20 protein-coding genes and 1 pseudogene are annotated in these 26245 nt (G+C 50.7%); 16 read left to right on the forward strand and 5 right to left on the reverse strand.

The window, feature by feature from the left end:
* The first annotated feature begins 97 nt into the window (after positions 1-97).
* Positions 98-1480: a polysaccharide deacetylase family protein gene (locus ACOZB4_RS12250; RefSeq protein WP_379415470.1), complete on the forward strand. Its 1383-nt coding sequence runs from the start codon at positions 98-100 to the stop codon at positions 1478-1480.
* A gap of 129 nt (positions 1481-1609) precedes the next feature.
* Here ACOZB4_RS12250 and ilvD read toward each other — a convergent pair whose 3' ends face one another.
* Entirely contained in the window at positions 1610-3298 is a 1689-nt protein-coding gene (gene ilvD, locus ACOZB4_RS12255; RefSeq protein ID WP_076320468.1) for a dihydroxy-acid dehydratase, read from the reverse strand.
* 238 nt (positions 3299-3536) lie between these two features.
* Positions 3537-3776 (reverse strand): annotated as a pseudogene (locus ACOZB4_RS12260) (KGG domain-containing protein); the annotation flags it as partial.
* Between the two features lie 209 nt (positions 3777-3985).
* Between ACOZB4_RS12260 and ACOZB4_RS12265 the strand changes: the two are divergent.
* The 3 genes from ACOZB4_RS12265 (at position 3986) to mgrA (ending at position 6683) form a co-directional block, all read left to right on the forward strand.
* A complete protein-coding gene (locus ACOZB4_RS12265) occupies positions 3986-4753 on the forward strand; it encodes an HAD family hydrolase (RefSeq protein ID WP_379415474.1) in 768 nt (255 codons plus the stop codon).
* A gap of 37 nt (positions 4754-4790) precedes the next feature.
* Positions 4791-5543, forward strand: a complete 753-nt coding sequence (locus tag ACOZB4_RS12270) for an NAD-dependent protein deacylase (RefSeq protein WP_339271798.1) — start codon at positions 4791-4793, stop codon at positions 5541-5543.
* A 123-nt stretch (positions 5544-5666) separates the two neighbouring features.
* A complete protein-coding gene (gene mgrA, locus ACOZB4_RS12275; protein WP_076320471.1) occupies positions 5667-6683 on the forward strand; it encodes an L-glyceraldehyde 3-phosphate reductase in 1017 nt (338 codons plus the stop codon).
* 137 nt (positions 6684-6820) lie between these two features.
* Here mgrA and ACOZB4_RS12280 read toward each other — a convergent pair whose 3' ends face one another.
* Positions 6821-7684, reverse strand: coding sequence for an AraC family transcriptional regulator (locus ACOZB4_RS12280; protein ID WP_379415476.1), 864 nt, complete (start codon positions 7682-7684; stop codon positions 6821-6823).
* 189 nt (positions 7685-7873) lie between these two features.
* Here ACOZB4_RS12280 and ACOZB4_RS12285 point away from each other — a divergent pair, with 189 nt between their 5' ends.
* The 12 genes from ACOZB4_RS12285 (at position 7874) to ACOZB4_RS12340 (ending at position 24191) form a co-directional block, all read left to right on the forward strand.
* Entirely contained in the window at positions 7874-9052 is a 1179-nt protein-coding gene (locus ACOZB4_RS12285; RefSeq protein WP_379415488.1) for a galactokinase, read from the forward strand.
* Position 9053: 1 nt separating this feature from the next.
* Complete coding sequence (gene galE / locus ACOZB4_RS12290) at positions 9054-10043, forward strand: UDP-glucose 4-epimerase GalE (RefSeq protein ID WP_379415478.1); 990 nt, start codon at positions 9054-9056, stop codon at positions 10041-10043.
* 19 nt (positions 10044-10062) lie between these two features.
* A complete protein-coding gene (locus tag ACOZB4_RS12295; protein ID WP_379415481.1) occupies positions 10063-11652 on the forward strand; it encodes a UDP-glucose--hexose-1-phosphate uridylyltransferase in 1590 nt (529 codons plus the stop codon).
* 169 nt (positions 11653-11821) lie between these two features.
* A complete protein-coding gene (locus ACOZB4_RS12300) occupies positions 11822-12985 on the forward strand; it encodes an iron-containing alcohol dehydrogenase (RefSeq protein WP_379415483.1) in 1164 nt (387 codons plus the stop codon).
* A 202-nt stretch (positions 12986-13187) separates the two neighbouring features.
* Positions 13188-13721: a protease gene (locus tag ACOZB4_RS12305; RefSeq protein ID WP_076320476.1), complete on the forward strand. Its 534-nt coding sequence runs from the start codon at positions 13188-13190 to the stop codon at positions 13719-13721.
* A 4-nt stretch (positions 13722-13725) separates the two neighbouring features.
* Positions 13726-15258, forward strand: a complete 1533-nt coding sequence (locus ACOZB4_RS12310) for a flotillin family protein (RefSeq protein WP_076320477.1) — start codon at positions 13726-13728, stop codon at positions 15256-15258.
* A 147-nt stretch (positions 15259-15405) separates the two neighbouring features.
* Entirely contained in the window at positions 15406-16263 is an 858-nt protein-coding gene (gene glcT, locus ACOZB4_RS12315) for a glucose PTS transporter transcription antiterminator GlcT (protein ID WP_076320478.1), read from the forward strand.
* 282 nt (positions 16264-16545) lie between these two features.
* Positions 16546-18627: a glucose-specific PTS transporter subunit IIBC gene (ptsG, locus tag ACOZB4_RS12320; protein ID WP_379416031.1), complete on the forward strand. Its 2082-nt coding sequence runs from the start codon at positions 16546-16548 to the stop codon at positions 18625-18627.
* A gap of 59 nt (positions 18628-18686) precedes the next feature.
* Entirely contained in the window at positions 18687-18962 is a 276-nt protein-coding gene (locus ACOZB4_RS12325; RefSeq protein ID WP_009591829.1) for an HPr family phosphocarrier protein, read from the forward strand.
* Positions 18955-20676, forward strand: coding sequence for a phosphoenolpyruvate--protein phosphotransferase (gene ptsP / locus ACOZB4_RS12330; protein WP_339292762.1), 1722 nt, complete (start codon positions 18955-18957; stop codon positions 20674-20676). Before ACOZB4_RS12325 ends, ptsP begins: the two co-directional genes overlap by 8 nt.
* Before the next feature lie 329 nt (positions 20677-21005).
* Positions 21006-23381, forward strand: a complete 2376-nt coding sequence (pulA, locus tag ACOZB4_RS12335; protein WP_379416098.1) for a type I pullulanase — start codon at positions 21006-21008, stop codon at positions 23379-23381.
* Positions 23382-23561: 180 nt separating this feature from the next.
* The gene (locus ACOZB4_RS12340; RefSeq protein ID WP_379416036.1) at positions 23562-24191 is read left to right on the forward strand and encodes a 50S ribosomal protein L25; all 630 of its coding nucleotides are present in this window, start codon (positions 23562-23564) and stop codon (positions 24189-24191) included.
* An 84-nt stretch (positions 24192-24275) separates the two neighbouring features.
* Here ACOZB4_RS12340 and ACOZB4_RS12345 read toward each other — a convergent pair whose 3' ends face one another.
* Together ACOZB4_RS12345 and kduD are read right to left on the reverse strand one after the other, a co-directional pair.
* Entirely contained in the window at positions 24276-25160 is an 885-nt protein-coding gene (locus tag ACOZB4_RS12345; protein ID WP_379416039.1) for a transporter substrate-binding domain-containing protein, read from the reverse strand.
* A gap of 264 nt (positions 25161-25424) precedes the next feature.
* On the reverse strand, positions 25425-26177 hold the full coding sequence (gene kduD, locus ACOZB4_RS12350; protein WP_076320483.1) for a 2-dehydro-3-deoxy-D-gluconate 5-dehydrogenase KduD: 753 nt from the start codon (positions 26175-26177) through the stop codon (positions 25425-25427).
* Positions 26178-26245: the final 68 nt, after the last annotated feature.

Below are 26245 nucleotides of genomic sequence, written 5' to 3' on the forward strand. Positions count from 1 at the left end.
CACGATTTATGAAAAAAAAAGCCTATTTCTTTAAGTGCTATGCTAAAATAATAATAGTGGGTTCTTTAGAAAAAGAAATAAAAAGCGGGGAGTTAGCATGCAAACATTACTGCTATGGTTGTTTTACCTTTCATCTTTTTATGCATTTATTCCCGGCATCTTGACCCGGATATTTGGATTCCGAGTATTTCGCAGGGGAACAGGCTCGAACGACTTCGCCTTAACCTTTGATGATGGTCCTGATCCCGTCTATACACCAAGACTGCTGGATCTCTTGAAGCAGCATAATATGAAGGCGACGTTTTTCCTGGTGGGTTCTCATGCCGAGAAGCATCCAGAAGTTGTAAGACGCATTCATAGTGAAGGTCATCTGATCGGGATTCATAACTATGTTCACAAGAGCAATTGGTTCATGCGGCCGGTCACCGTCCGTAATCAGGTCAAGCGCACGGATGATATTATTTATTCCATCACCGGTGAGCGCTCGAGTTATTACAGACCGCCGTGGGGAATCGTGAATTTATTCGATTTTGCCAAGAATACCGGCTGCCGCATTATCCTATGGTCGTCGATGTTTAATGATTGGCGGAGCAAGATTGGCGCTGACAAGCTGACTCAGCGAATGCTTGCCAAGCTTAACGGTGGCGAGGTTATGCTCCTTCATGACTGCGGCACGACTGTGGGGGCGAACCCCGATGCACCGGAGCAAATGCTGATCGCATTGGAACGTGTTCTGAAAGTCGCAGAGCAGAAGGGAATGAGCAGCGTCCGAATCGACGACATGATAGCGAAGGAAAGCAAAGTGAAAGCGAAGAAGCCGTCTCCTCTCAAGCGTATGATCGTCTCGTTGTGGCTTCTCTGGGAAAAAGGATTTCATGCGGTGTTTGCGCTCGAAACGGTTACTCCGGAGGATCCGATGCTGCATTTCCGGAAGCGTGCTTTTACCGGTAAAACGGTCGTGATGGAAGATGGCAGCCGACTTGAAAAGGGAGACCAGATACTAGAACTTCATTTTGATAACAAAAAATTGTTTGAGATCGGCAGCCGCTCCCGTTCGGAAGTACAGCTCGCCATCAAAATGATTCGTGCCGTGCAAAAAGACCTGCCTTCTCTGGCTAATATGGTGCTGGAACGGCCTGAGTACAAGGATATCAAGGGTTTGTATGCTGTTACCATGATTTCACGGGGACCGGAGCAATTCGGATTTCATGTCATGGATTTACCGCGGGGACTGTTTGCAAGTTCGTCCAGACTGTATCTGAAACTGCTGCTTAGCGTCATTCATCCGAAAGGGCAGGCCCGTCTTAAAGAGGGCAGTCAGATCATGGAGCCAAGAATGCTCATGATGCCGGTGGATGTACTGATTGGCCGTTATGCTGAGAAGAAGAATCAGGCCCAGCCTCCATCCGAGGAGCAGCAGGAAATACAACAAGAACATGTGGGTGACATGGCCGTTGCCAGTGCATCGCAGGGTATGTAATTCATCGAACCGATTGTTTACTGTCATTATGTATGGATCATCTCTCAGATGGAATTTGGATATAAAAAAGGGGTTATCCCTGCAGGCTTACCAATGCCTGCGAGGGATAACCCCTTTGCTTTGTTTGAATTAGATTTTCAATACGCCGCCTGAGCTGGCGTTCGTAACAAGCTTCGAGTAACGAGCGAGATAACCAGTCTTCACTTTCGGTTCGAAGTCAACCCATTTGCTGCGGCGTACAGCCATTTCCTCATCGGAAACGCCCAGCAATTGAATCGTCCGGTTATTCAGGTCAAGCTCGATGATATCTCCGTCTTCAACGAAAGCGATAGGTCCGCCTTCTGCCGCTTCCGGCGAGATATGTCCGATACTGATACCGCGGGATGCGCCGGAGAAGCGTCCGTCTGTGATCAGACCGACTTTGGCCCCAAGCCCCATACCTGCGATCTGTGAAGTCGGTGCCAGCATTTCTGGCATACCAGGTCCGCCCTTCGGCCCTTCATAACGAATGACAACCACATGGCCTTCTTTAACCTTGCCGTTGGCGATGCCGCTAAGCGCTTCATCTTGCGAGTTAAAGCAGATGGCAGGTCCTTTATGGTATCCTCCAACCGATGGATCAACGGCACCGACTTTGATGATCGAACCTTCAGGAGCCAGATTACCATACAGTACGGCGAGACCACCGCGCTCGGAATATGGGGAATCGATCGGATGGATAACGTTCTGATCCTGAATTTCGCAGCCCTCTACGTTCTCGGCTAGCGTCTTGCCTGTTACGGTGATGCGATCCCCGTGCAATGCGCCAGGCTTCTTAAGAAGCTCGTGCAGAACCGCGCTTACGCCGCCTGCCAAATGCACATCCTCGATAAAGTAATCCGAAGCTGGAGCCAGCTTGGAGATGTGAGGAACGCGGTCAGCAACTTCGTTGATTCGCTCCAGCGGGTAATCGAGACCGGCTTCTTGAGCGAGAGCCAATGTATGAAGCACCGTGTTGGTGGAGCCGCCCATGGCCATATCGAGCGCAAACGCGTTGTCGATGGCTTCTACGGTTACGATATCACGCGGCTTGAGGTCCATTTTTACGAGCTCCATCAATTGTTTGGCTGATTGTTTAACGAATTCTTTACGCTCTTCGGCAATGGCAAGAATGGTGCCGTTGCCCGGCAGAGCCAGACCCAGCGCTTCGGCGAGACAGTTCATGGAATTGGCGGTGAACATGCCGGAACAGGATCCGCAGGTTGGACAACCGAATTGTTCCAATTCGAGGAGCTCATCATCATTGATTTTGCCAACCTGGTGAGCGCCGACGCCTTCAAATACGGAGGTCAGTGACAATTTACGGCCTTTGCTGTCCACGCCGGCTTTCATCGGTCCGCCGCTGACAAACACCGTTGGGATGTTGACGCGCAGGGCACCCATCAGCATGCCTGGCGTGATTTTGTCACAGTTCGGAATACATACCATACCATCGAACCAGTGAGCGGATACGACAGTTTCCAGGGAGTCGGCTATGATCTCGCGGCTTGGCAGCGAGTAGCGCATGCCGATATGTCCCATGGCAATTCCGTCATCCACGCCGATGGTGTTAAATTCGAACGGAACGCCGCCGGCTTCACGGATCGCTTCCTTCACGATTTTACCGAATTCCTGAAGATGCACATGACCCGGAACGATGTCGATGTAAGAGTTACATACGGCGATGAACGGTTTGCCGAAATCTTCTTCCTTAACGCCTGCTGCACGCAGAAGGCTGCGGTGCGGCGCGCGGTCGAAGCCTTTTTTGATCATGTCTGAACGCATTTTTTTGGTTGTCATGATGTCGATTTCCCCCCAGATCTATTATAAAATTGTTACGCTTTAGCGCGGTCTTCCGGCAAAGCAGCCGGGTACCTGTAAACAGCGAATAGGTTTTAAATGAGTCTATCACAAAAAGGTAGGTTTTTCTACATGATATTAATTAGGAAGCGATGGAAAGAGGCCTGTTGTGATGGCATGCAAAGAGCCTGTTCCCATAGGGGGGGCACAGGCTCCTATTTGAGTGATGGTACTATTTCTTGCCGCCTTTGCGGCCAATTTCCTGATAGAATTCACGATTATGATTCCGCGAGGTGGCTTCGCCGCCCTTTTGACCGATTTCCTGGTAAAACTCGCGGCTATGGTTCTTGGACGTCGCTTTGCCGCCTTTTTTGCCGATTTCCTGGTAGAATTCGCGGCTATGCTTTTTAGCGGTCGCTTCGCCGCCAAGACGTCCTGCTTCTTCGCGGGTCATCTTTCGATTGCTGCTTGTTGCCATCACAAATCACTCCTTTACCGTCGTATTTGCTATGCGTATATGTTACTTACCACGGCTCATTTGTCATGAATCAAAACATTCGACTAAAGATTGGAAAATTTCCGTTTCGGATCGATTTCTGAGTCCCAGCGTTAAATCCGTTTAAATCAGAGTTTATTTCATGGTTTAATAAGAGTATGATCAAGAATAGGATAGGGAGGTTTTTTACATTGCCGTTTGTTCAAGTGAAGGGACGAACCGTTCCCTGCAAAGGGATTTTGTTTGATAAAGACGGAACGCTGCTCCATTTCATGGCGCTATGGGGAGGGTGGACCGATTATGTGCTCAAGTTCATGGAGGAACGGCTGGAATTAATGGGAGCCGGCTTCACGCTGCCGAAAGAGCAGGTGCTGGGCACAAAGCATGATGCAAGCGGGCGCGTGTCGGGTTACGATCTTCAGGGTCCGCTCGCCATGGGCACCGTGGAGGAGACAAACGGGCTATTGGCTTGGCAGCTGTACGCTGCAGGAATGCCCTGGAACGAAGCGATTATGCAGGTCCATCAAATTACGAAAAACGCCATGTATGAAGTTCGTCAGCAGAAGCCGGCATTCCCGATGCCGGGGCTGGAGAATTTTCTGAAGAAGTGCAGCTTGGCTTCCGTGAAGATGGCCGTGGTTACTTCGGATGAAACCTCAAATGCCAAGGAACAGCTGGAGTGGATGGGGCTTCACTCTTCCTTTACGGCCATTTTGGGAAGAGATCAGGTTCGAAACGGCAAGCCGCACCCTGAAATGACGGAGACCGCATGCCGCCTGCTTGGGATTATGCCCGAGGAAGCGGTGGTGATCGGTGACAGCAATGCGGATATGCAAATGGCGAAGCAAGCAGGCGCCGCTCTGGCTGTGGGTTTATTGACAGATGAGGGGGAACCTGTACATCTGACAGATGCCGATGTTATCATATCCGATTATAATGAATTAGACGTGCACAGGTAGACGTGTTATTTTAAGGGCTGTACGGAGGTGTAAAAGAGTGGAGAACAGGGAAAAGATCGAGCAGTTGGCAACATGGATCGAAGCGAGCGACTACATTGTTTTTTTCGGGGGAGCCGGTACCTCCACGGAGAGCGGGATTCCTGACTTCCGTTCGGCAGCCGGACTATACCAGAGCGAGCACCAATCTCCGTATCCGCCGGAGGTCATGCTCAGCCACACTTTTTTTATGAAGCATCCGGAAGTGTTTTACGACTTTTACCGGAGCAAGATGCTTCACCCGCATGCGCAGCCGAACGGCTGTCACCGGCTATTGTCGAGACTGGAGCATGACGGTAAGCTGAAGGCGGTGGTCACGCAAAATATCGACGGTTTGCATCAGACCGCTGGATGTTCTGAGGTGTTGGAGCTTCATGGCTCTGTGCACCGCAATTATTGCATGGATTGCTCCCGGTTCTACAGCCTGCAGGATATTCTGGACATCAAGGAAATTGTCCCGCGCTGCAAGGATTGCGGAGGACTGGTGCGTCCGGATGTCGTGCTGTATGAAGAGGAATTGGACCAAAACATCATCATGCGCTCGATCCAGGAAATATCGACTGCGGATTTGTTGATTATAGGCGGGACTTCCCTGACAGTACATCCCGCTGCGAGTTTGATATCCTATTTTCATGGGAGCAAGGTGGCTTTGCTGAATGCAGACCCAACCCCTTATGATCACCGGGCAGGCCTCTTGATTGCGGATCGGATCGGTCAGGTCATGACGCAGGTGGATAAGCTGATCAGCACGTAAAGGCGACAGAGGCGGCGTGCTGCTGCACCTATAACTGTAATCGTTTTCTTGTCAAAGGACGACCAAACACGATAAGATGGAATTTAGCAATGGACCTATCACTTAGAGAGGCAGGGATTGTAAGTGACCTATGTGGCTAGCGAAGACCGCTATGAAGGAATGAAGTATAACCGCGTGGGGCGATCCGGATTGAAACTTCCGGCGATCTCCCTTGGATTATGGCATAATTTCGGTGGTGTCGACACGTATGAAAACGGGCGTAATATGATTACGCGCTCCTTCGATCTGGGCATAACCCACTTCGATCTGGCGAACAATTACGGACCGCCTGCAGGCTCTGCCGAAGAGACGTTCGGTAAAGTTCTCTCAAGAGATCTTAAGGCTTACCGTGATGAAATCGTCATTTCGTCCAAAGCGGGCTACTATATGTGGCCTGGACCTTATGGTGACTTTGGATCGCGTAAATATCTGGTAGCAAGTCTCGATCAGAGTTTGAAACGAATGGGTCTGGACTATGTCGATATTTTCTATCATCATCGGATGGATCCAAAAACGCCGCTTGAGGAAACCATGGTAGCGCTAGATCATCTTGTTCGTTCAGGCAAGGCGCTTTATGTTGGAGTCTCCAATTATTCGCCAGAGAAGACGCGGGAAGCGATATCGATTCTGAAAAGCCTGGGAACTCCGCTGCTCATCCATCAGCCAAGCTACTCCATGCTGGACCGTTGGGTGGAGAATGGACTGCTCGATGTCCTGGAAGAGAACGGGGTCGGAAGCATCGCCTTCACTCCGCTTGCTCAAGGACTATTGACCAACAAATATTTGAACGGCGTGCCTGGCGATTCACGCGCCGCAAGCGCATCCGTATTCTTGAACGAGAGCAATATCACGCCTGAAGCGCTGCGCAAGATCAGAGCTTTGAACCAAATCGCTCAAGCGCGGAACCAGAGTCTCGCCCAATTTGCTCTCGCCTGGGTCCTCCGCGGCGGCCGGGTGACATCTGCTCTGATCGGGGCAAGCAAGGTGAGCCAGATCGAAGACAATGTAGCTGCCTTGAATAACCTGGAGTTCTCGAAGGAAGAGCTGGATCGCATTGAGGCGATTCTGAAAACGGAGAACACCTCTTCCGCAGAAGGATGATCATTTGCCACTAATGATTGCATGCCGAACATAACATAAAATCCAACATACATGAATGGAGCGCCTCAGGATGATTACGGACCTGACAGGCGCTCCTTTTTTCATTGAGATATATCGGACTGACGATATCATTAAAGTTAAGTTAATGTGGATGATGAGAGGATATCCTTGCGGTACCGTGTCGGGGATCGGCCGACAAGACGCTTGAACTGACGCGAGAAATAGAGTTGATCGGTGAGTCCAACGGATGCGGATACCTGCTCCATGGACAAATCGGGGCGTTCGCGCAGCAGCCGCTTGGATTGGTCGATTCTTAATTTAAGCAGATACGTAATCGGAGTCATGCCCGTTTCCTGCTTGAAGATGCGCGACAGGTATGCGCGGTTGTAACCTAGGCTAGCGCACATTTGTTCAATCGAGACGGGATGTGCGTATTGAGAAGCCATGTAATTGATCATTTGCTTCACCGTGCGCTGAACCTGTGGTTCTGCCAGTGTTAAACGGGACGGCCGGTCACTCCGATTCATGATCTCAGCCCAGATTAAATGCAGATAACCGATGGCGGCGATATGGGAGCTTTCTTCCCTGGATTGAAAATGGCTTTGAATAAGGGACACATAGCCGGGAATGGGGTTGTTCTCCATGAGATGGAGGACAGGCTTTTCGGGTGTGAGTCCCGAACGGGATACGCCTTCGCCGGCTTGCTCTCCATCAAAGGCAACCCACCGATAACGCCAGGGCTGGCTCGCATCGGATACATAACTGACAATCTGACCGGGATGGATAAGGAAACAGTCACCGGGGCCGAGCTGATACCTGTCGGTTTCGGTTCGAAATAGGCCATGTCCCGACTCGATGATATGCAATAAGTAATGATCGTATATTTTCGGCCCCAAAGCATGCTCCGGCCGGGTCTGGCTCTCACCGGCGAATCGGACGTGGAGCGAACCGCTGCCTTGCTGGGCAGGATTGGAAGCAACAGAATAGGTTGGTTTCATCATTCATTTTCCTTTACAATAAGTTTGGGAAAAAGAGGAATTACGGGGACATCGTTGATTTTATGAATTCATTGTACCTCCAGAAGTCACATAAATCCATATGTAACGCACAAGATTTCATTATCGGTTAACGAGATTTCCATTATACTGAAGACAGTAAAACTACCATATGTACAGGATGGAGTGATGGCAGTGACGACGCAACAGCTTATGGAAAGATTTATGGACAAGCACGGTGAGAACCAGCATAAGGTTCGCATATTTAACGCACCCGGTCGCGTGAACCTGATCGGGGAGCATTTGGATTATAACGGAGGTTATGTGCTTCCGGCCGCCTTGGAGTTTGGCACCACCTTGATTATAAGGCCGCGTGACGATAACAAGGTAAGCTTTTCATCCACGAATATCCCCTATGAACTAACGATCAGCCTGGATGATGATTATGGCCACAAAAGCGATCAATGGACGGATTATCCGGTCGGCGTCATAACGGAGCTAAATAAAATCGGCTGCAATCTTAGCAGCGGTTATGACCTGCTCTACCATGGAGATATCCCGAACGGCGCAGGCCTCTCGTCCTCGGCGTCCATCGAAGTGGTCACGGCTTACGCCTTCTTGAAGATGGAAGGCAAGGAGACAGATACGGTGGAGATTGCGAAGCTTTCGCAGCGGGTGGAGAACCTGTTCGTTGGCGTCAACTCCGGCATTATGGATCAATTCGCCGTAGCCAACGGCAAGCAGGATCATGCCATTCTGTTAATGTGCGATACGCTGGAGTATGAGCTGGTACCTTTCTGGACCGGAGCATACAAAATCGTGATATCGAATACCAACAAACGGCGCGGACTCGTCGATTCCAAATACAATGAACGCCGCAGCGAGTGCGACCTCGCTTTGGAAATTTTGCAGAAGGAGCTGCCGGCGTTATCGTATCTCGCTCAACTGAATCCGGATCAATTCGCAACCTTGCAGGACAGCATCCGAGATGAAACCGTCCGAAGACGTGCCCAACATGTCGTTGAGGAAAACCAGCGTGTGCATGATTCCGTGAAGGCTTTGAAGAACGGTGATCTGGAAGCATTCGGACAATATATGAACCAGTCCCACGACTCTTTGCGTTATCTGTACGAAGTAACGGGCGATGAGTTGGATGCGCTGGTGGAAGAAGCTCAGCGGATTCCAGGCACGCTGGGTTCCAGAATGACAGGAGCCGGTTTTGGAGGCTGTACGGTATCTCTCGTGCACGAGGATGCGGTGGAGCGTTTCATCACGGAAGTGGGGCAGCAGTTCGAAGCCAGAATTGGACTGAAGCCGGATTTCTACGTATGCGGTGTAGGTCAAGGCGTGCATGAAGTGAAGGAGGGCGAATAATATGGCTATTTTAGTGACTGGCGGTGCAGGTTATATCGGTTCTCACACCGTAGCGGAGCTCTTGGAGCAGGGAGAAGAGGTTGTTGTGATTGACAGTCTGGAGACGGGGCATCGCGAAGCGCTGATCGGCGGAAAGCTGTATGTTGGCGATTTGCGTGACAAGGCACTGCTGAAACAGCTGTTTTCGGAAAACGACATTGATGCCGTTATCCATTTTGCCGCGAATTCACTGGTTGGCGAGAGCATGAAAGATCCGGTGAAATATTACGATAACAACGTATACGGCACGCTGTGCCTGCTGGAAGCCATGAATGAAGCGGGTGTGCGGAAGATCGTCTTCTCGTCAACGGCAGCAACCTACGGCGAGCCTGAGAAGGTGCCGATCGAGGAAACGGACCGGACGCAGCCGACGAACGTGTACGGGGAAACCAAGCTGATGATGGAACGGATGATGTCCTGGTTTGATACCGTGCTTGGCGTGAAGTATGTGTCCCTTCGTTACTTCAACGCAGCCGGCTCGCATGCCAGCGGTAAGATCGGTGAGGATCACCGGCCGGAAAGCCATCTGATTCCGCTTGTCCTGCAAACGGCTTTGAAGCAGCGCGCAAGCATCTCGGTGTTTGGCGATGATTATGCAACGCCTGACGGCACATGTGTCCGTGACTACATTCATGTCAGCGATCTTGCGAACGCGCATCTGCGCGCGGTTGAGTACCTTCGCCGCGGAGAGTCCAGCAATGTGTTTAACCTCGGCAACGGACTTGGGTTTTCGGTTAAGGAGGTTATCGAGACCTCGAAGCAGGTAACGGGTGCCGACATTCCGGTTGTCATGGAAGCTCGCCGTGACGGTGACCCTGCGGTATTGGTGGCGTCATCGGACAAAGCGCGAACGGTTCTCGGATGGACACCATCCCGAACGACGCTTGCGGAGATTATCGAGAGCGCATGGAAATGGCACAGCAGCCGTCCGGACGGTTACGGTGACAATTAATCCAAGGGGGACGATGACCATGAATGCAGCAACATCAGGAACTCCCGAATCCAAGCAGGTTCTTCATGCGATTGAAATGCTGGTCCGTTTTGCACTTCATAAAGGCCTGATTCAGGCAGCCGATGCCGATTACAGCCGCAATCTGCTGCTGGAGGATTTCGGATTCAGCGAACCGTACGGCGACGAAGTGAACGACCCGATACCGGATGGGCCTCAGACTATGCTCGACATCATGATCGATTACGGCGCGGCACATGGTATGATCCCCGAGAATGCCGATACGTACCGGGATCTGCTGGACGCCAAAATCATGGGCCGGCTCATGGCAAGACCTTCGGAAGTAACAGCGCAGTTCCGGGCGGTCCAGCAGGAGCAGGGGATTATTGCGGCAACCCGGCAATTTTACAATCTGTGCATCGACTCGAACTACATTCGCATGGACCGCGTAGCCAAGAACGAATACTGGCGGCATGCCAGCGCGTATGGCGATATTGAGATTACCATCAATCTCTCCAAGCCGGAGAAGAGTCCGAAGGAAATCGCCATGGCTAAGCTGCTGCCTCCGCCGGTCTATCCGAAATGCCAGCTCTGCCGGGAGAATGTCGGTTATGCAGGCAGGGTCAATCACCCTGCGCGGCAAAACCTGCGCATTATTCCGCTGGAGCTAAACGGAGAACCATGGTTCTTCCAATACTCGCCGTATGTTTACTATAACGAGCACTGTATTGTATTCCATCACGACCATGTGCCGATGAAGCTGACTAAAGCGACGCTTGCCCGCCTCTTGAGCTTCGTCGATGCCTACCCGCATTATTTTCTCGGATCGAATGCGGATCTCCCGATTGTCGGGGGCTCGATTCTCACGCATGACCATTTTCAAGGGGGACGCCATACTTTCCCGATTCAGAAAGCACCGAAGGTGGCCGGATTTACGCATGGGGATTACCCGGGCGTATCCGTGGCCATTGTGAAGTGGCCGATGTCGGTTATCAGGCTATCCTCAAAGGAACGGGAATCGCTCCTTGAATGCGCGAACAGCATATACGAGGCATGGAAAATCTACAGTGATCCTTCAGCAGATATTGAAGCGTTCAGCCAAGTGGACGGAGAGCGGGTTCGCCATAATACGGTTACTCCGATTGCCCGCCGAAATGACGAGGGCATCTATGAGATGGACCTTGTTCTGAGGAACAATCGCACGAATGAGCAATATCCGGAAGGGATCTTCCATCCTCACCGGGAGATGTTCCACATCAAGAAGGAAAACATCGGCTTGATTGAAGTGATGGGCCTGGCGATCCTGCCGGGCCGACTCAAGGAAGAGCTCGATCTAATCGCCGATATCCTGGCGGGGAACGAGGAGCTTTACGCGGACAGCAAGGCCACCGACCATCCGCTTGCCATCCATGGAGATTGGATCGAGGAGCTGCGAGAACGGGGAGCAGCCTCGCCGGATAAGGCCGAGGCGATCGAGTTGATTCGCCGGGAGGTCGGCAGCAAATTCACGACGATTTTGGAGCATGCCGGGGTATACAAACAGACGGCGGAAGGGCAGCAGGCATTTCAGCGATTCCTGAGCCATATGGGATACGTCCCTGACAGCAGATAAATATTCTTGGATGTAATATGATGTATTGAAGCTAACGATAAATCATTCAAACAGCCGATCTTTCCGAAAGAAGGACGGCTGTTTGTTTTGCATAATGGGAATGGTATAGAATGAAAAAGCACGCATGAATGAATTAGATGCAAACCAGATGTGATGGAGGTAATGTGACATGAGACCTTTTGTCTTTCATAATCCGACTCAGTTGATTTTTGGCAGGGGCAAGCTGAGTGCTTTAAGCGGTGAAGTGGCCAAATACGGCCGGAACGTTTTGCTGGTGTACGGCGGCGGCAGCATCAAGCGCAGCGGACTGTACGATCAGGTTATCGCATTGCTCAAGGAAGCGAATGCAGCAGTGACGGAGCTTGCCGGTGTGGAACCGAACCCGCGCCTGTCGACGGTTCATAAGGGTGTGGCATTGTGCCGGGAGCATGACATTGATCTTATTCTGGCCGTTGGCGGCGGAAGCGTCCTTGACTGCTCCAAGGCCATTGCCGTTGGCGCCAAATATGACGGAGATATGTGGGATTTCGTAGAGCGCAAAGCCGTTCCGCAAGCGGGTCTTCCACTTGGAACGGTACTTACGATGGCTGCAACGGGATCGGAGATGAACGGCGGCTCCGTCATCACCAATGAAGTAACGCAAGAGAAGATGGGCTGGGGAAGTCCTCATGCATACCCCGCATTTTCGATTCTGGACCCTGTACATACGTTCTCTCTTCCGCGGGATCAAACGGTGTACGGTATAGTAGATATCATGTCTCACGTGTTGGAGCACTACTTCCACCAAGACACCAACACGCCTGTGCAGGACGGATTCTGCGAAACGATACTTCGTACCGTTATCGATACGGCACCGAAGCTGGTTGAGGATCTGGAGAACTATGAGCACCGCGAGACGATCATGTACTGCGGAACGATGGCGCTCAACGGCATGATCAATATGGGGATGGCCGGTGACTGGGGAACCCATAACATCGAGCACGCGGTATCTGCCGTATACGATATTCCGCATGGCGGCGGACTGGCGATCCTGTTCCCGAATTGGATGAAATATAATCAAAGTGCGGATCCTCAGCGCTTCAAGTCACTTGCCGTGAACGTATTCGGAGTGGACCCGGCAGGAAAAAGCGATGAAGCCATCGGATTGGAAGGAATTAAAGCGCTTCGCAGCTTCTGGACTTCCATCGGTGCGCCAAGCACGCTGGGAGCGTACGATATTGACGACAGCCAGATCGAGGCTATGGCCGATAAGGCGATGCGGTTTGGTCCTTTTGGCAACTTCCACAAGCTGCAGCGTGAAGACGTCGTGGAGATTTATAAAATGTCGCTATAAGGGTTGTCCTGTCGTTACATGACAAGGAATAGAAATGGGTTCAAAGCCTGCCGGTTCATGCCGTGCAGGCTTTTTAATTGGGACGTGGAATATAGATATGAAGAGATTTTCATACGTTTGAGGGAAATAATTGAAACTTTAGCAAACATTTTGCCGTATTACTTGTTATACACAGTAAGGAGTTCTAGAGGGGGCAATCAACATGGAAGCGTTATATTGGGGCTGTCTGATCGGAGGCGTGATATTTGCCATCGTAACCGTAGTGCTTGGCGACATACTTAGCTCGGCGCTTGACGGATTATTGGACTTTTTGTCAGTGGATTTTTTCAATCCGGTTGTGATCGCTGGAGGAATCACTGTATTTGGCGGTACCGGAATCATGCTGACGAAATACACGGAATTAGCGGCAGGTGCCCATGTAACGCTGTCTGTCTTAGCGGCTATCGTCATTTCGATTCTCGTCTACTTCGGCTACGTTAAACCGATGGCGAACAGCGAGAACTCGACGGGCTTCTCCATAAAGGAGCTCGCGGGCATGATCGGCGTTGTCACCGTACCGCTTCCTGCAGAAGGATTCGGTGAAGTGATGGTCAAGGTTGGCGCAGGCAACACGACGCACATCGCGTCTAGCTTTGATCGCCAAAGTCTCCCCGCAGGTGTCCGTGTGGTGGTTGTCGACGTTGTTGAGGGTGTCCTGAGAGTGTCCGAACTGGAAGAACGAAAAGGAGAGGATTGATTCAATGCCAGAATTCTTAGTAATTCCGTCGATTGTTGTAGGCGTCATTGTCGTGTTAGGACTTGCGTTCTGGGCCCGTTACAAAACGGTGAGCCCGGATGAAGCGATGATCGTAACCGGTTCTTTTTTGGGAAGTAGAAATTTGTCGGAGGATGAATCCGGCCGCAAAATCAAAATCGTACGCGGCGGAGGCGCATTTATACTTCCCGTATTTCAGCGCTCCGAATTTGTATCGCTCTTATCTCATAAACTGGATGTTATGACACCTGAAGTGTACACGGAGCAAGGCGTTCCGGTTATGGCTGATGGGGTAGCCATCATAAAAGTGGGAAGCTCGATCGAAGATGTGGCAACGGCAGCCGAGCAATTCATGGGTAAGCCGATTGAAGCGCTGAAGGGTGAAGCCCAGGAAGTGCTGGAAGGTCATCTTCGTGCCATTCTCGGTTCCATGACGGTAGAGGAAGTTTACCGTAACCGCGATAAATTTGCGCAGGAGGTTCAGGGTGTCGCTGCAAGAGACCTCAAGAAGATGGGATTGCAGATCGTTTCCTTTACCATTAAGGACGTTCGCGATAAGCATGGATATCTGGAAGCGCTGGGTAAACCACGGATCGCTACGGTAAAGCGGGATGCGGAGATTGCCGAAGCCGAAGCGGTGCGTGACGCGCGGATTCAGAAAGCGCGCGCGGAAGAAGAAGGACAGAAGGCCGAGGTTATACGTGATACCAACATCGCGGAAGCCGAGAAGGAACGGGAGCTGAAGGTCGCTTCCTTTAAGAAGGAGCAGGATACGGCGAAGGCCGAAGCGGACCAAGCCTATCATATCCAGGAAGCCCGTGCCAAACAAACGGCGGTTGAGGAGCAGATGAAGGTTGAGCTCGTTCGTAAGGAACGGGAAATCGATCTGCAGGAAAAAGAAATCATGATTCGTGAGAAGCAGTACGACGCGGACGTGAAGAAAAAGGCCGAAGCGGATCGCTATGCCGTTGAGCAGGCGGCCGAAGCGGATAAGGCCCGCAAGATGCGCGAAGCGGATGCCTTGCAGTATTCCATCGAAACCCAAGCTAAAGCCTCTGCGGAACAGAAGCGCCTAGATGGTCTGGCGGTTGCGGATGCTGAGCGTGCGAAAGGTACGGCTGAAGCCGAAGTCATTCGCCTGCGCGGTATTGCCGAAGCCGATGCCAAAGAGAAACTCGCCGAAGCGTTCCAGAAGTTCGGAGAAGCTGCTGTGCTCGACATCATCGTAAAAATGCTGCCTGAGCTTGCCGGCAAGATTGCTGAGCCAATCTCGTCCATCGACAAGCTGACGGTTGTTGATACAGGCAAAGGCGAGGGAGCAGCTCGCGTGAGCAATTATGTGACCGAGCTGATGTCCACGGCGCCTGAAATGCTGAAGAGTGTGTCAGGGATTGATGTGGAAGAACTGATTAAAGGATTGACCAAGAAGTCTGCCCCGGCCCAAAAGCCGGTAGCTGTGGAGCAGGAGCTTGTACCTGTACCGGTGCCTGTTGAGACAAGTGCTGCGAAGGAAGAATAGAACGAGCGGCAAGTAGGATTGGATAGCGCCCACAGGGAGCGGTACGGCACTTTGGAGTCTTTGGCAACCACATATGATTTTGCCGCGCTCTGATATTTCTGATAAGATATCCGAGTATACGCGTATGAATCAAAAAGAGGTGCAAACGTGAGCAGCTTACAAGTGGCTAAAGTGTTGAACAATAATGTAATCATAGCGAAGCATCCTCAACATGGCGAGGTTGTTGTTATTGGCAAGGGAATTGGCTTTAACCGGAAGAATAAAGACCGTATCCTGGCCTCCGCTGCCGAGAAGATGTTCATTTTGACCAAACCGGAGGAGCAGGAGCAGTATAAGCAGCTGGTGCCTCATATCGATGAGAAGCTGATTGAGGCGATGAATGACATTATTCTGAACGCTGCCAAATCCAGCGACGCTCCTCTGAATGAGCATATCCACATTGCGTTGACTGATCATATTGCATTTGCCATTAAACGCCATGCCCAAGGTCTCTATATTCATAATCCCTTTTTATACGAAACCCGAGAGATGTATCCAGAGGAGTACGAGATGGCGGAATACGCCGTCCGTACCATCCGGGAGAAACTTGGGGTCGACTTGGGCCAAGAGGAAATCGGATTCATTGCCCTTCATTTTCACGGCGCGCTCACAAACCAGCACATTTCGGAGGTTCGCAAACATTCGGAGCTGATCGCGGACCTAGTGCATACCGTTGAACAGCAGCTGGATTATACCATCCCGAGGGATTCATTGGATTATTCCCGTCTACTAACCCATCTCCGGTTTGCGTTGGAGCGGATTCGGCGGGGAGAAGCGGTAAACGAGACGAGTTCATTGGATGGTCTGCTGAAGCGTGAATATCCTGAGACGTATTCCTTGGCATGGAAACTGACAAAGATGATGGAGCAGCGACTGAAGAAGCCCGTATATCCCGCTGAAGCCGGTTATTTGACCATTCATCTGGAGCGGCTGGTCCAGCGCAAAGAGCAGGGCGAGCAAATGTGAAGATTTTATTAAGTCCCTTACCATGTGGTTGCAACGAAAAATGAACGATGTTACAATACGAACAGTTATGAAGCATAAAACTTCAAATCAAACGTGTAACTGATTCGATCAGGCATGAGTATTGCAGGAATTTGGTTGTTATTACCCATTTTTGGGTAATCTAATCCATGAGATTAGCCATCCATTTTCCCGTGGTTACTCATGCCTTTTTTTGATTTGCTTGTTTTATGATGTTCTACATTCAGCTTTGTGATCACAACTAGATAGAGGGTGAGAATTTTCATGTTTAAGCGGCTTTTTGGCGTCCTGCAAAGGGTCGGTAAAGCTCTGATGCTGCCCGTGGCCATATTGCCGGCGGCCGGACTATTACTCGGCCTTGGAAATATGCTGGTCAACCCTGATTTCCTGCAGTATGCACCGTGGCTCAATGCGGCTTGGGTTCAAGCAGCTGCCACTGTCATGATGAATGCGGGACAAATTGTGTTCACGAATTTATCCTTGCTGTTTGCAGTGGGGGTTGCCGTCGGCTTGGCCGGAGGTGAAGGTGTGGCCGGGCTTGCTGCGATCATCGGTTACCTTGTCATGAACGTTACCATGGGCAGCGTTATAGGTGTGACGCCATCGATGATTGGCACGAATTACGAATATGCCAGCGTGCTTGGCATTCCGACCCTGGCAACCGGGGTATTCGGCGGAATTATTGTAGGTATATTAGCGGCAAGCATGTACCGAAGATTTTTCAAAATAGAGCTTCCGTCCTATCTGGGCTTTTTTGCAGGAAAACGCTTTGTTCCGATTATGACGGCTGCAACGTCCGTTTTGCTTGGTCTGTTAATGGTCTTTATATGGCCACCGATCCAGTCTGCGCTTAACACTGCATCCCATTTTATGCTGGAGCAAAACCTGACGCTGTCCGCTTTTGTGTTCGGCGTTGTGGAACGCGGATTGATTCCGTTCGGTCTGCACCACATTTTCTATTCTCCATTCTGGTTTGAGTTCGGGGAATATTTGAATCAGGCAGGTCAAATGGTGCGCGGTGATCAAAATATATTCATGGCTCAGCTTCGGGATGGTGTCGAGTTTACAGCAGGCACCTTCATGACGGGTAAATATCCGTTTATGATGTTTGGTCTTCCTGCTGCTGCGCTTGCTATCTATCATGAAGCGAGACCGGAGAACAAAAAGTTCGTTGCTGGTATTATGGGGTCGGCAGCACTGACCTCCTTCTTGACCGGGATCACGGAACCGCTAGAGTTCTCCTTCCTGTTCGTCGCACCGATCTTGTTCGTCGTGCATGCGTTGTTCGCAGGTCTATCCTTCATGACCATGCATATTCTGGGTACCAAGATTGGCATGACCTTCTCGGGCGGCCTGATCGATTACATGATATTCGGTGTCATTCCGAATCGGACGCCATGGTGGAATGTTCTCATTGTTGGTGCTATCATGGCAGTAATCTATTATTTCGGATTCCGGTTTGTCATTCGGAAATTCAATCTGAAGACGCCGGGCCGGGAGGAAGCTTCTGCATCGGAGTCGGAATCAGGCTCCCAGAGAGCAAGTGGTGACAGCAAAAATGAACTGCCGCTTAACATTCTGACTGCGCTTGGCGGCCAACCTAACATTGCGCATCTGGATGCCTGCATTACCCGTCTTCGGGTAGAGGTGAAAGATAAGGGTCGTGTCGATAAGACAAGGCTGAAACAGTTGGGTGCGTCAGGTGTGCTGGAGGTGGGGAATAATATCCAGGCGATATTCGGAACGCGTTCCGATACGATTAAATCGCAAATCCAGGACATTATGTCGGGTATAACACCGACTACCGCACCTGCAGCAGCGGATGTGGAAACGATGCCGACTGCTGAAGAAGAGTTGCAGGCGGGTCAGAACGGAGAAACGCTTGTCATGGAGGAGATCGCATCTCCAGTCGATGGAGAGCTTATGGATATTTCTCATGTACCTGATCCTGTGTTTGCAGAACGAATGACGGGGGATGGATTTGCGGTATTGCCTCATAACGGAACGATCGCTTCTCCTGTTAACGGAACCGTATTTAACGTATTCCCCAGCAAGCATGCGGTCGGCATTATGTCCGATGGCGGCAAGGAAGTGCTTGTCCATATCGGCGTCAATACCGTTAAGCTGAAGGGGCAAGGGTTTGAAGTGCTTGTTCAGGAGGGGGATCTGGTATCTACAGGCCAACCGATCATGCAAGTGGATCTGGATTATGTGAAGGCGAATGCCAAATCGATTATCTCTCCTGTGATCTTCTCGAATTTGCCGGAAGGAGCTTCTGTGAAGCTGAACAAGACCGGTGAAGTAAAAAGCGGCGAACAAGGGATCATCACCATATTGAAACCTTAACTTCACGGTTATCTCAAGGATTCCAAAAAATTTAAATATACGAAAGTAGGATGATGAACATGCAACAAACATTCAGAATTATTGACGAAGATGGAATTCACGCACGTCCAGCAACAGCATTGGTAAATACGGCGAACAAATTCCAGGATACCAATTCATTTGCCGAAGCTAACGGCAAAAAAGTAACGTTGAAATCGATCCTGGGCGTTCTGTCCCTCGGATTGGAGCAAGGTGATACATTGACACTGATCACGGAAGGCGGCAATGAGAGCGAAGCGCTGACTGCACTGCAAGAAGTGATGGTGAACGAAGGGTTAGGCGAGCTTCATGAATAATTTGAAAGGAATCGCGGCTTCCGCAGGCATCGCGATTGCACGTGCATTTACGCTGGAGCATCCCGATTACTCTGTTACGGAAAAGCAAGTGGCAGACACAGATGCCGAGCTTTCGAAGCTGGATGCGGCGCTGGCTCAGTCCCAGGCTGAGCTGGAAGCGATCAAAGCCCGCACGCTTCAGGAACTCGGGGAGAAGAAGGCAGAGATTTTCGAATCTCACCTTCTCATCCTGAATGATCCGGAATTGATTGAACCGGTCAAAGCGAAAATCGCTTCCGATTCGGTTAACGCGGAATACGCCTTAAATGAAACGGCAACCCAATTCATTCAAATGTTCGAGAACATGAAGAGTGCCTACTTGCAGGAGCGGGCAGCGGATATGCGCGACGTAACCAAACGTATTCTTAAGCATCTGCTCGGCCTGAATTATGTCAGTCCATCCGAAATCAGCGAAGAAGTGATCGTGGTTGCAGAGGACTTGACCCCGTCGGATACAGCGCAGTTGAACCGCAACTACGTTAAAGGATTTACGACGAATATTGGCGGGCGTACCTCGCATTCTGCCATCATGGCCCGTTCGCTTGAAATTCCGGCTGTCGTCGGAACGAAAAACGTGCTCTCTTCGGTCCAAAACGGGGATTTGATCATCGTTGACGGACTGGAAGGGGATGTCATCATTAATCCTACTGAAGCTATTGTGGCCCAATACCGTGCGAAGCAGGATGCCTACGCCAAACAGGTCGAGGAATGGAAGAAACTCCGCTCCGAACCGACGGTATCCAAGGACGGGATCCATGTGGAACTGGCCGCCAATATCGGGACACCAAACGATGTAACTGGCGTATTGGAGAATGGCGGGGAAGCGGTAGGATTGTATCGTACGGAATTCTTGTACATGGGCAGAGATAAACTTCCTTCCGAAGAGATCCAGTATGTCGCTTATAAATCGGTACTGGAGAAAATGGAAGGCAAGCCGGTTGTTGTCCGCACGCTTGATATCGGCGGGGACAAAGAGCTGCCTTATCTGGATCTTCCTAAGGAAATGAATCCGTTCCTGGGATTCCGGGCCATTAGGCTGTGCCTGGACCGTCAGGATATTTTCAGAACACAGCTTCGGGCACTGCTCCGCGCAAGCGTCCATGGCAATCTGCGAATCATGTTTCCCATGATCGCGACACTCGGTGAATTCCGCGAAGCCAAAGCGCTTTTGGAGGAAGAGAAATCCAAGCTTGTAAGCGAAGGCATTCCGGTATCCGAGGAGATCCAACTCGGGATCATGGTGGAGATTCCATCCACTGCGGTGCTTGCGGATCAGTTTGCCAAAGAGGTTGATTTCTTCAGTATCGGAACGAATGATCTTATCCAGTATACGATGGCCGCTGACCGCATGAATGAACGGGTTTCTTATTTGTATCAACCCTATAATCCGGCGATTTTGCGACTGGTTAAAATGGTTATCGATGCCGCTCATCGCGAAGGCCGCTGGGTTGGTATGTGCGGTGAAATGGCCGGTGACGCCACGGCGATTCCGATTCTCCTCGGTTTGGGGCTGGATGAGTTTAGCATGAGTGCTACATCCATTCTTCCGGCGCGCAGCCAGATCGGGAAGCTGTCCCGCAGTGATATGCAGGCACTCGCTGCCAAAGCAATTGAAATGGGTACCGCAGAGGAAGTAGTGGCTCTGGTGGAATCCATAGAAGTTGCAGGCGAGTAAGGGGAGGAAGCCCCGAACGGTCTTAGGAATTGATGAAGCACTTCGTTTGTTTTGAGGACTCTACTAATCTTTTTCCACGAAAACCATACATTGACAACATCTGTCCATTTGGGCAGATGTTTTTTTGTCAAAAGAAAGACACCCGGCATATTTGCTAGTATAATAGCCTAAATATATAGTTAATTGGCATCAAACCCAAACCAAATCAGGGCTTTTGGCATATCATGGTATATGAAAGCGTTCTACATTCATGTGCTAGAGGTCTGTCTTATGATTCAGGCGCCCATACTAGGAAGTAAATCTACTTATAAGTGACGGTGATGATGACTATGGACATGATCAAGAGCTGCACTAGTGTTAAGCTGGGGGCAACCTATCGAAGAGAGGGAACGGCCTTTCAGGTATGGGCTCCGGAAGCGGTTCATGTGAGACTGGCTTTGTATGAAAGTCCGGGAGAGTATAACGAGCAAGGTCTCGTAACGGATCACGAGGGCGGTATTTTATATTCAATGGAACATAGTGGCGACGGCATATGGTCGACTGTCGTAAACAGGGATCTTCATGGAACGTATTATATGTACCAAATCGAGTCAGTGGACGGTGACGTGTGTTATGCTGTTGACCCCTATGCAACAGCGGTGTCCGCCAACGGCTGCCGCGGGGCGGTTGTTGATCTGGCGAAGAGCAATCCGCCGGGGTGGGAGCAGGATGTTAGACCCGAGCTGCTGAAGCCTACGGATGCGGTGCTCTATGAGCTTCATGTACGCGACTTCTCGATTCATACCGATTCGGGAATGAAATATAGAGGGAAATATAAGGCATTCACGGAGGGTGGCCTGCAGGATTCCGAAGGGAATACCATTGGCCTGGATCATCTTGAAGAATTGGGTGTAACCCATGTGCATCTGCTGCCGGTATTTGATTTTCGAACGGTCAATGAGCTGGACGGTTATGAAACCGGCTGCTTGAACCGCGAGTATAACTGGGGGTATGATCCGCAAAATTACAACGTTCCTGAAGGTTCATATGCGACAGACCCTATGGATCCAATTGTGCGCATCCGGGAGCTGAAGGAAATGATTCTGGCTCTGCATGCGAGGGGAATCCGTGTCATCATGGATGTGGTTTACAACCATACGTATACGGTGGATGACGGTCCGTTTGAACGATTAGCGCCGGGGTATTTCTATCGTAAGGATGGATATGGAAATTTATCGAACGGTTCAGGCGTAGGCAATGAGCTGGCTACGGAGAAGCCGATGGTACGCAAATACATCAAGGATTCCTTAAGGTACTGGGCCGAGGAGTATCACATCGATGGATTTCGGTTTGATTTGATGGCTTTGATCGATACAACAACGATGAAAGAGCTTGTAAGTGAGCTGCGTCGTGAGGTGGATTACTCTCTTCTGTTTTATGGTGAACCCTGGACAGGAGGCTTAAGCCCGTTAACGGAGCAGACCGTCAAAGGAAGCCAGAAGGGTCAAGGCTTTGCTGTATTCAATGATCATTTCCGGCATGCCATTAAGGGTGACAATGACGGTCGCGGCCCTGGGTTTGCTACGGGCGAACCATGGTACGAGGGTGCGGTCGTTGAAGGGATGATGGGCTCGATCCATGATTTTGCGCTGCATCCGGATGAGACGGTCAATTACGTCACCGTGCACGATAATTTGAATCTGTGGGACAAAATTTTGGTGGCACACGGGATGGAAGAGCAGGCAGGGCTGCTCCATCTGATGGACGGGAAGCTGGTTAACGGCGGCGATGTATGGCAGGCAACTGCTGCATCTAAGCCTTATGTCGATATTCCTGATGAAGATGTGATGTCGGCAGTGCCTGTGCGCCGCAGCTTGCTGGCTAACGGCATTGTACTGCTCTCTCAGGGGATTCCGCTGCTGCATGCCGGCGATGAGCTGCTTCGCACGAAATTTGGCGATCATAACAGCTACCGCAGCGGGGATGCCGTTAATGCCATCCGCTGGTCGAACAAGAAACGATTCAGACCTGTGTTTGACTACTACAAAGGCCTTATTGCCCTGCGCAAAGCCCATCCAGCATTTCGGATGGCAGCAAGAGAAGAGATTGAGGAACATATGGAAGTGCTGCGCAGCAGCGATCGGATTATTGCCTACCGGTTAACGCATCATGCCGCACAAGATAGCTGGGGACAGATCGTTGTGATCGTGAACGGGAATGAGCATGAAATGACGGTTGATCTGCCGCCTACGCCTTACCGCTGGAACATCGTGGTGAATGATCGCCAGGCAGGTACGGATACGATCGAGACGTTGGACCAAGGAGCTATAGCCGTCCCAGGGCTGTCGCTGATGGTGTTGTACGAGGATCAGGCCCAGAAGAAGCAAGGGCTGACTACCGTTGAGATCGAATATGAGAGACGTGATCAAGCTTATGATGGCTGGAACGTATGGGTGTGGGGAACGGGCGTGCAGGATGGCAGCGTGCCATTCTCAAAGGCGGACAGCGGCAAAGTTCGAGCGGTCTTCTACGCAGCTTCCGGAACCAAGCGGGTCGGCTGTATCGTCAGGTTGAATGATTGGGAGGATCGGGAAGGCGAGAACGACTGGTTTATCGATATTCCGCCGGATGAAGCAAAGGTACGGATTTCGCTGCGAAGTCACAAAGACGAAGGCTCTGGGAGCCAAGAGCAGCAGGATATGGCGAGCTTTAGGATTGTATCGTAAAAAAATAAGGAGCCCTCCTTTTGTACTGAAAGGGGGGCTCCCATTATTTATATTTCAAAAGGGGTACCATTCATTACCCATTGGATTGAAATTTAAAACATCTGCATCTCATGATTAGTTAGCAGGGAAATAGGGTAATAATGAGATAGACTTTGTTTTCGATAAAGGAGGATGTCACTCATGTCAAAAGGAAACACAGTTCAACTCCAGGCAGATGTTCGTAACGAATTTACACGGGCTTCTCGCCGAGTGCTTCGCGAGAATGGCGGAATCCCCGGCGTCGTATACGGCGGGGGCGAGGAAAGCATCCCGGTTGCTGTTAATTTCAAGGATACGGCCAAGCTGTTTCACACCGGACGTTCAGAGGTATTCCAGCTTGATATTCCAGGCTCCGGTAAAATTCCGGTTTTGATTAAGGACATTCAAAAGAGACGCGGCACTGTATCCCATGTGGACTTTCTGCGGATCTCCATGAATAAGCCGGTTCGTGTCAGCATTCCGGTGGATTATCATGGTACTGCTGTCGGAACGAAATCTGGCGGTATTCTGCAAACCCAGGTGACCGAAATCGAAGTAGAGGGCTTGCCAGGCGAACTGCCTTCTACCCTTGAAGCAGACGTATCCGCTCTGGAGATAGGCGACAAGCTTACGGTTGCAGATATAAAAGTACCGGAGGGTATTACATTACATGCTTCGGATGAGGAGATTCTCGCAACCGTCATCGTGCCTCGTGCCGTTGAGGTTGCAGAGACAGAGGATGAAGCGGACGCTAAGGAAGCGAATGCGGGAGAGACAGCCGAAGAATCATAATATGCACATGTAAAAAGGCGTTTGCTTTGCTGGTATTCAGCAAAGCAAACGCCTTTTTGTCGGGAATTTTGAATGTTGAAAATTCTATTTAACCTTTCGATCATGGATGCCTTTATAACTCACCGGAGCGTCTCCAAAGTATTTGTTCCAAATGGTCAAATACGTTCCGTCCTGCTGCATGGTGGCAAGTGCGTTATCAACGGCAGCGACGAGATCCGGATTCCCTTTTACAAAGGCTGCAGAAATCTCGAACACCTGATTGGCGGATTCAGCGGTAGCAACCGGCAGATCAGGGAACTGCTGCTTCAGGTTGGTCACGGATAACTGGTCCGAAATGACGGCATCCAGCTCTCCATTTGCGAGCTTGTGGGCTGCGTTTGATATATACTTGATCGGGACGATGTCCGCTCCATGCTTCTTGGCCATATCCTTATAGATTCCGGTGGGGTTCAGGCCGACACGCTTACCCTTGATATCCGAGAAGGAACGGATCTGATCTTCGCCCGAGGAACGCACAAGCAAAACCGGAGTAGAGGATAGATAAGCGACGGAAAAATCATAAAGGGCCCGCCGGTCCGGCCGGTCTTCAATCTGGTTGAAGACGGCATCGTATTTGCCTTCCGTCAGCCCTGGCAGCAGATTCTCCCATTCGGTTTCAACGAATTCTGCTTTTAGCTCCATATGACGGGCAACCTCTTCAGCGATTTCCACATCGAAACCCGTAAGTCTTCCGCCCGTTCCATGGTAGCTGAAGGGAGGATAATCCCGTTCCGTTGCAATTCGCAGGGTTCCGCGTTCCACGGCATTCCGAAGCAGGAAGCCGGTGTTCACCCGGTAAGGGTTTACGCCCATATTGGGGGTTGGCACCCGGTCATTGCTGTTAGGGGTGCAGCCGGTAAGGACTATTGAACCGATCAGTGTGAATAAACAGGCAAGACTGATCCAACGTATCGATTTTGTTCCGCGCATGACTCCAAAAACCATCCTTTCTTTATTCACGGTCCTTCGAGGCCCATTTCGTAAAGTTAGGATGTCCCAAAGGATGGTTCGTATATTCGTGAAATGTCGGTACCCGGCAAGAACTTAGGGTCTCTAATCAGATGAAAGAGGAAAATGGACGAAAAAGAGGCTGTGCTTCCTCTGCCTGCAGCAGCAGTGGAAAAGCACAGCCTCTTATCGCTAGATTGGGATGAAACTTAGGTTGACATGCTTTTGATACAGCACTTATGACCCTTAACGGGCCATCCATCCGCCATCAACACAAAGTACATGTCCGTTCATGTAATCCGAAGCGGCGGAAGCGAGGAATACGGCAGGTCCGCCAATATCCTCGGGTTTACCCCAGCGTCCGGCAGGAATACGATCCGTAATGGAAGTGCGTCGCTCCTCATCCTGACGGATAGCTGCCGTATTATCGGTTTCGATATAACCGGGAGCAATTCCGTTCACCTGGATGCCACTGGCTGCCCATTCATTAGCCAATGCTTTCGTAAGACCGGCAACACCATGCTTGCTTGCCGTATATCCGGGCACGTTGATTCCGCCTTGGTAGGACAGCATCGAGCAGATATTAATGATTTTGCCGCTGCCGCGTTCAATCATATGTCTTCCGGCCAGTTGGGACAGTAAGAATACAGTATTCAGATTCAAATCAATCACGTCAAGCCAATCCTGTGTAGCATGATCCTTGGCCGGTGTCCGGCGGATAATGCCGGCATTGTTCACGAGAATGTCCACGTGCCCCGTTAGCTCCAGCGCTTGGTCAAAAGTCTGCTGGAGTTTGCTCTGGTCGCTTAGATCGACCTGAATTTCGGAAGCTTTTCTGCCGAGTGAAGTGATGGCATCTATCGTTTCGGCGCTTGTATTCATGGACACGGCAACGATATCCGCGCCGGCTTCGGCTAGAGCTATCGCGATGCCTTGTCCCAATCCTCTGGCGGAACCTGTGACGATTGCAGTTTTGCCTGATAAATCAAACCTGTTCATGCTCCGTAAATCCCCTCTCACTTGCTCTCTATTAGAATCGTATGAAGCTGCCCGGTCGATAAGTTTTA

Source organism: Paenibacillus sp. NPDC058898 (assembly GCF_049316025.1).
In the GTDB taxonomy this organism is placed as follows: Bacteria; Bacillota; Bacilli; order Paenibacillales; family Paenibacillaceae; genus Paenibacillus_AQ.

What these genes read in the sequence shown, in the direction of transcription:
- ACOZB4_RS12250 (WP_379415470.1), top strand. Translation starts at nt 98, where the DNA reads ATGCAAACATTACTGCTATGGTTGTTTTACCTTTCATCTTTTTATGCA.
- ilvD (WP_076320468.1), bottom strand. Translation starts at nt 3,298, where the DNA reads ATGACAACCAAAAAAATGCGTTCAGACATGATCAAAAAAGGCTTCGAC.
- ACOZB4_RS12280 (WP_379415476.1), bottom strand. Translation starts at nt 7,684, where the DNA reads ATGATGAAACCAACCTATTCTGTTGCTTCCAATCCTGCCCAGCAAGGC.
- galE (WP_379415478.1), top strand. Translation starts at nt 9,054, where the DNA reads ATGGCTATTTTAGTGACTGGCGGTGCAGGTTATATCGGTTCTCACACC.
- ACOZB4_RS12295 (WP_379415481.1), top strand. Translation starts at nt 10,063, where the DNA reads ATGAATGCAGCAACATCAGGAACTCCCGAATCCAAGCAGGTTCTTCAT.
- ACOZB4_RS12300 (WP_379415483.1), top strand. Translation starts at nt 11,822, where the DNA reads ATGAGACCTTTTGTCTTTCATAATCCGACTCAGTTGATTTTTGGCAGG.
- ACOZB4_RS12305 (WP_076320476.1), top strand. Translation starts at nt 13,188, where the DNA reads ATGGAAGCGTTATATTGGGGCTGTCTGATCGGAGGCGTGATATTTGCC.
- ACOZB4_RS12310 (WP_076320477.1), top strand. Translation starts at nt 13,726, where the DNA reads ATGCCAGAATTCTTAGTAATTCCGTCGATTGTTGTAGGCGTCATTGTC.
- ptsG (WP_379416031.1), top strand. Translation starts at nt 16,546, where the DNA reads ATGTTTAAGCGGCTTTTTGGCGTCCTGCAAAGGGTCGGTAAAGCTCTG.
- ACOZB4_RS12325 (WP_009591829.1), top strand. Translation starts at nt 18,687, where the DNA reads ATGCAACAAACATTCAGAATTATTGACGAAGATGGAATTCACGCACGT.
- ptsP (WP_339292762.1), top strand. Translation starts at nt 18,955, where the DNA reads ATGAATAATTTGAAAGGAATCGCGGCTTCCGCAGGCATCGCGATTGCA.
- pulA (WP_379416098.1), top strand. Translation starts at nt 21,006, where the DNA reads ATGGACATGATCAAGAGCTGCACTAGTGTTAAGCTGGGGGCAACCTAT.
- ACOZB4_RS12340 (WP_379416036.1), top strand. Translation starts at nt 23,562, where the DNA reads ATGTCAAAAGGAAACACAGTTCAACTCCAGGCAGATGTTCGTAACGAA.
- ACOZB4_RS12345 (WP_379416039.1), bottom strand. Translation starts at nt 25,160, where the DNA reads ATGCGCGGAACAAAATCGATACGTTGGATCAGTCTTGCCTGTTTATTC.
- kduD (WP_076320483.1), bottom strand. Translation starts at nt 26,177, where the DNA reads ATGAACAGGTTTGATTTATCAGGCAAAACTGCAATCGTCACAGGTTCC.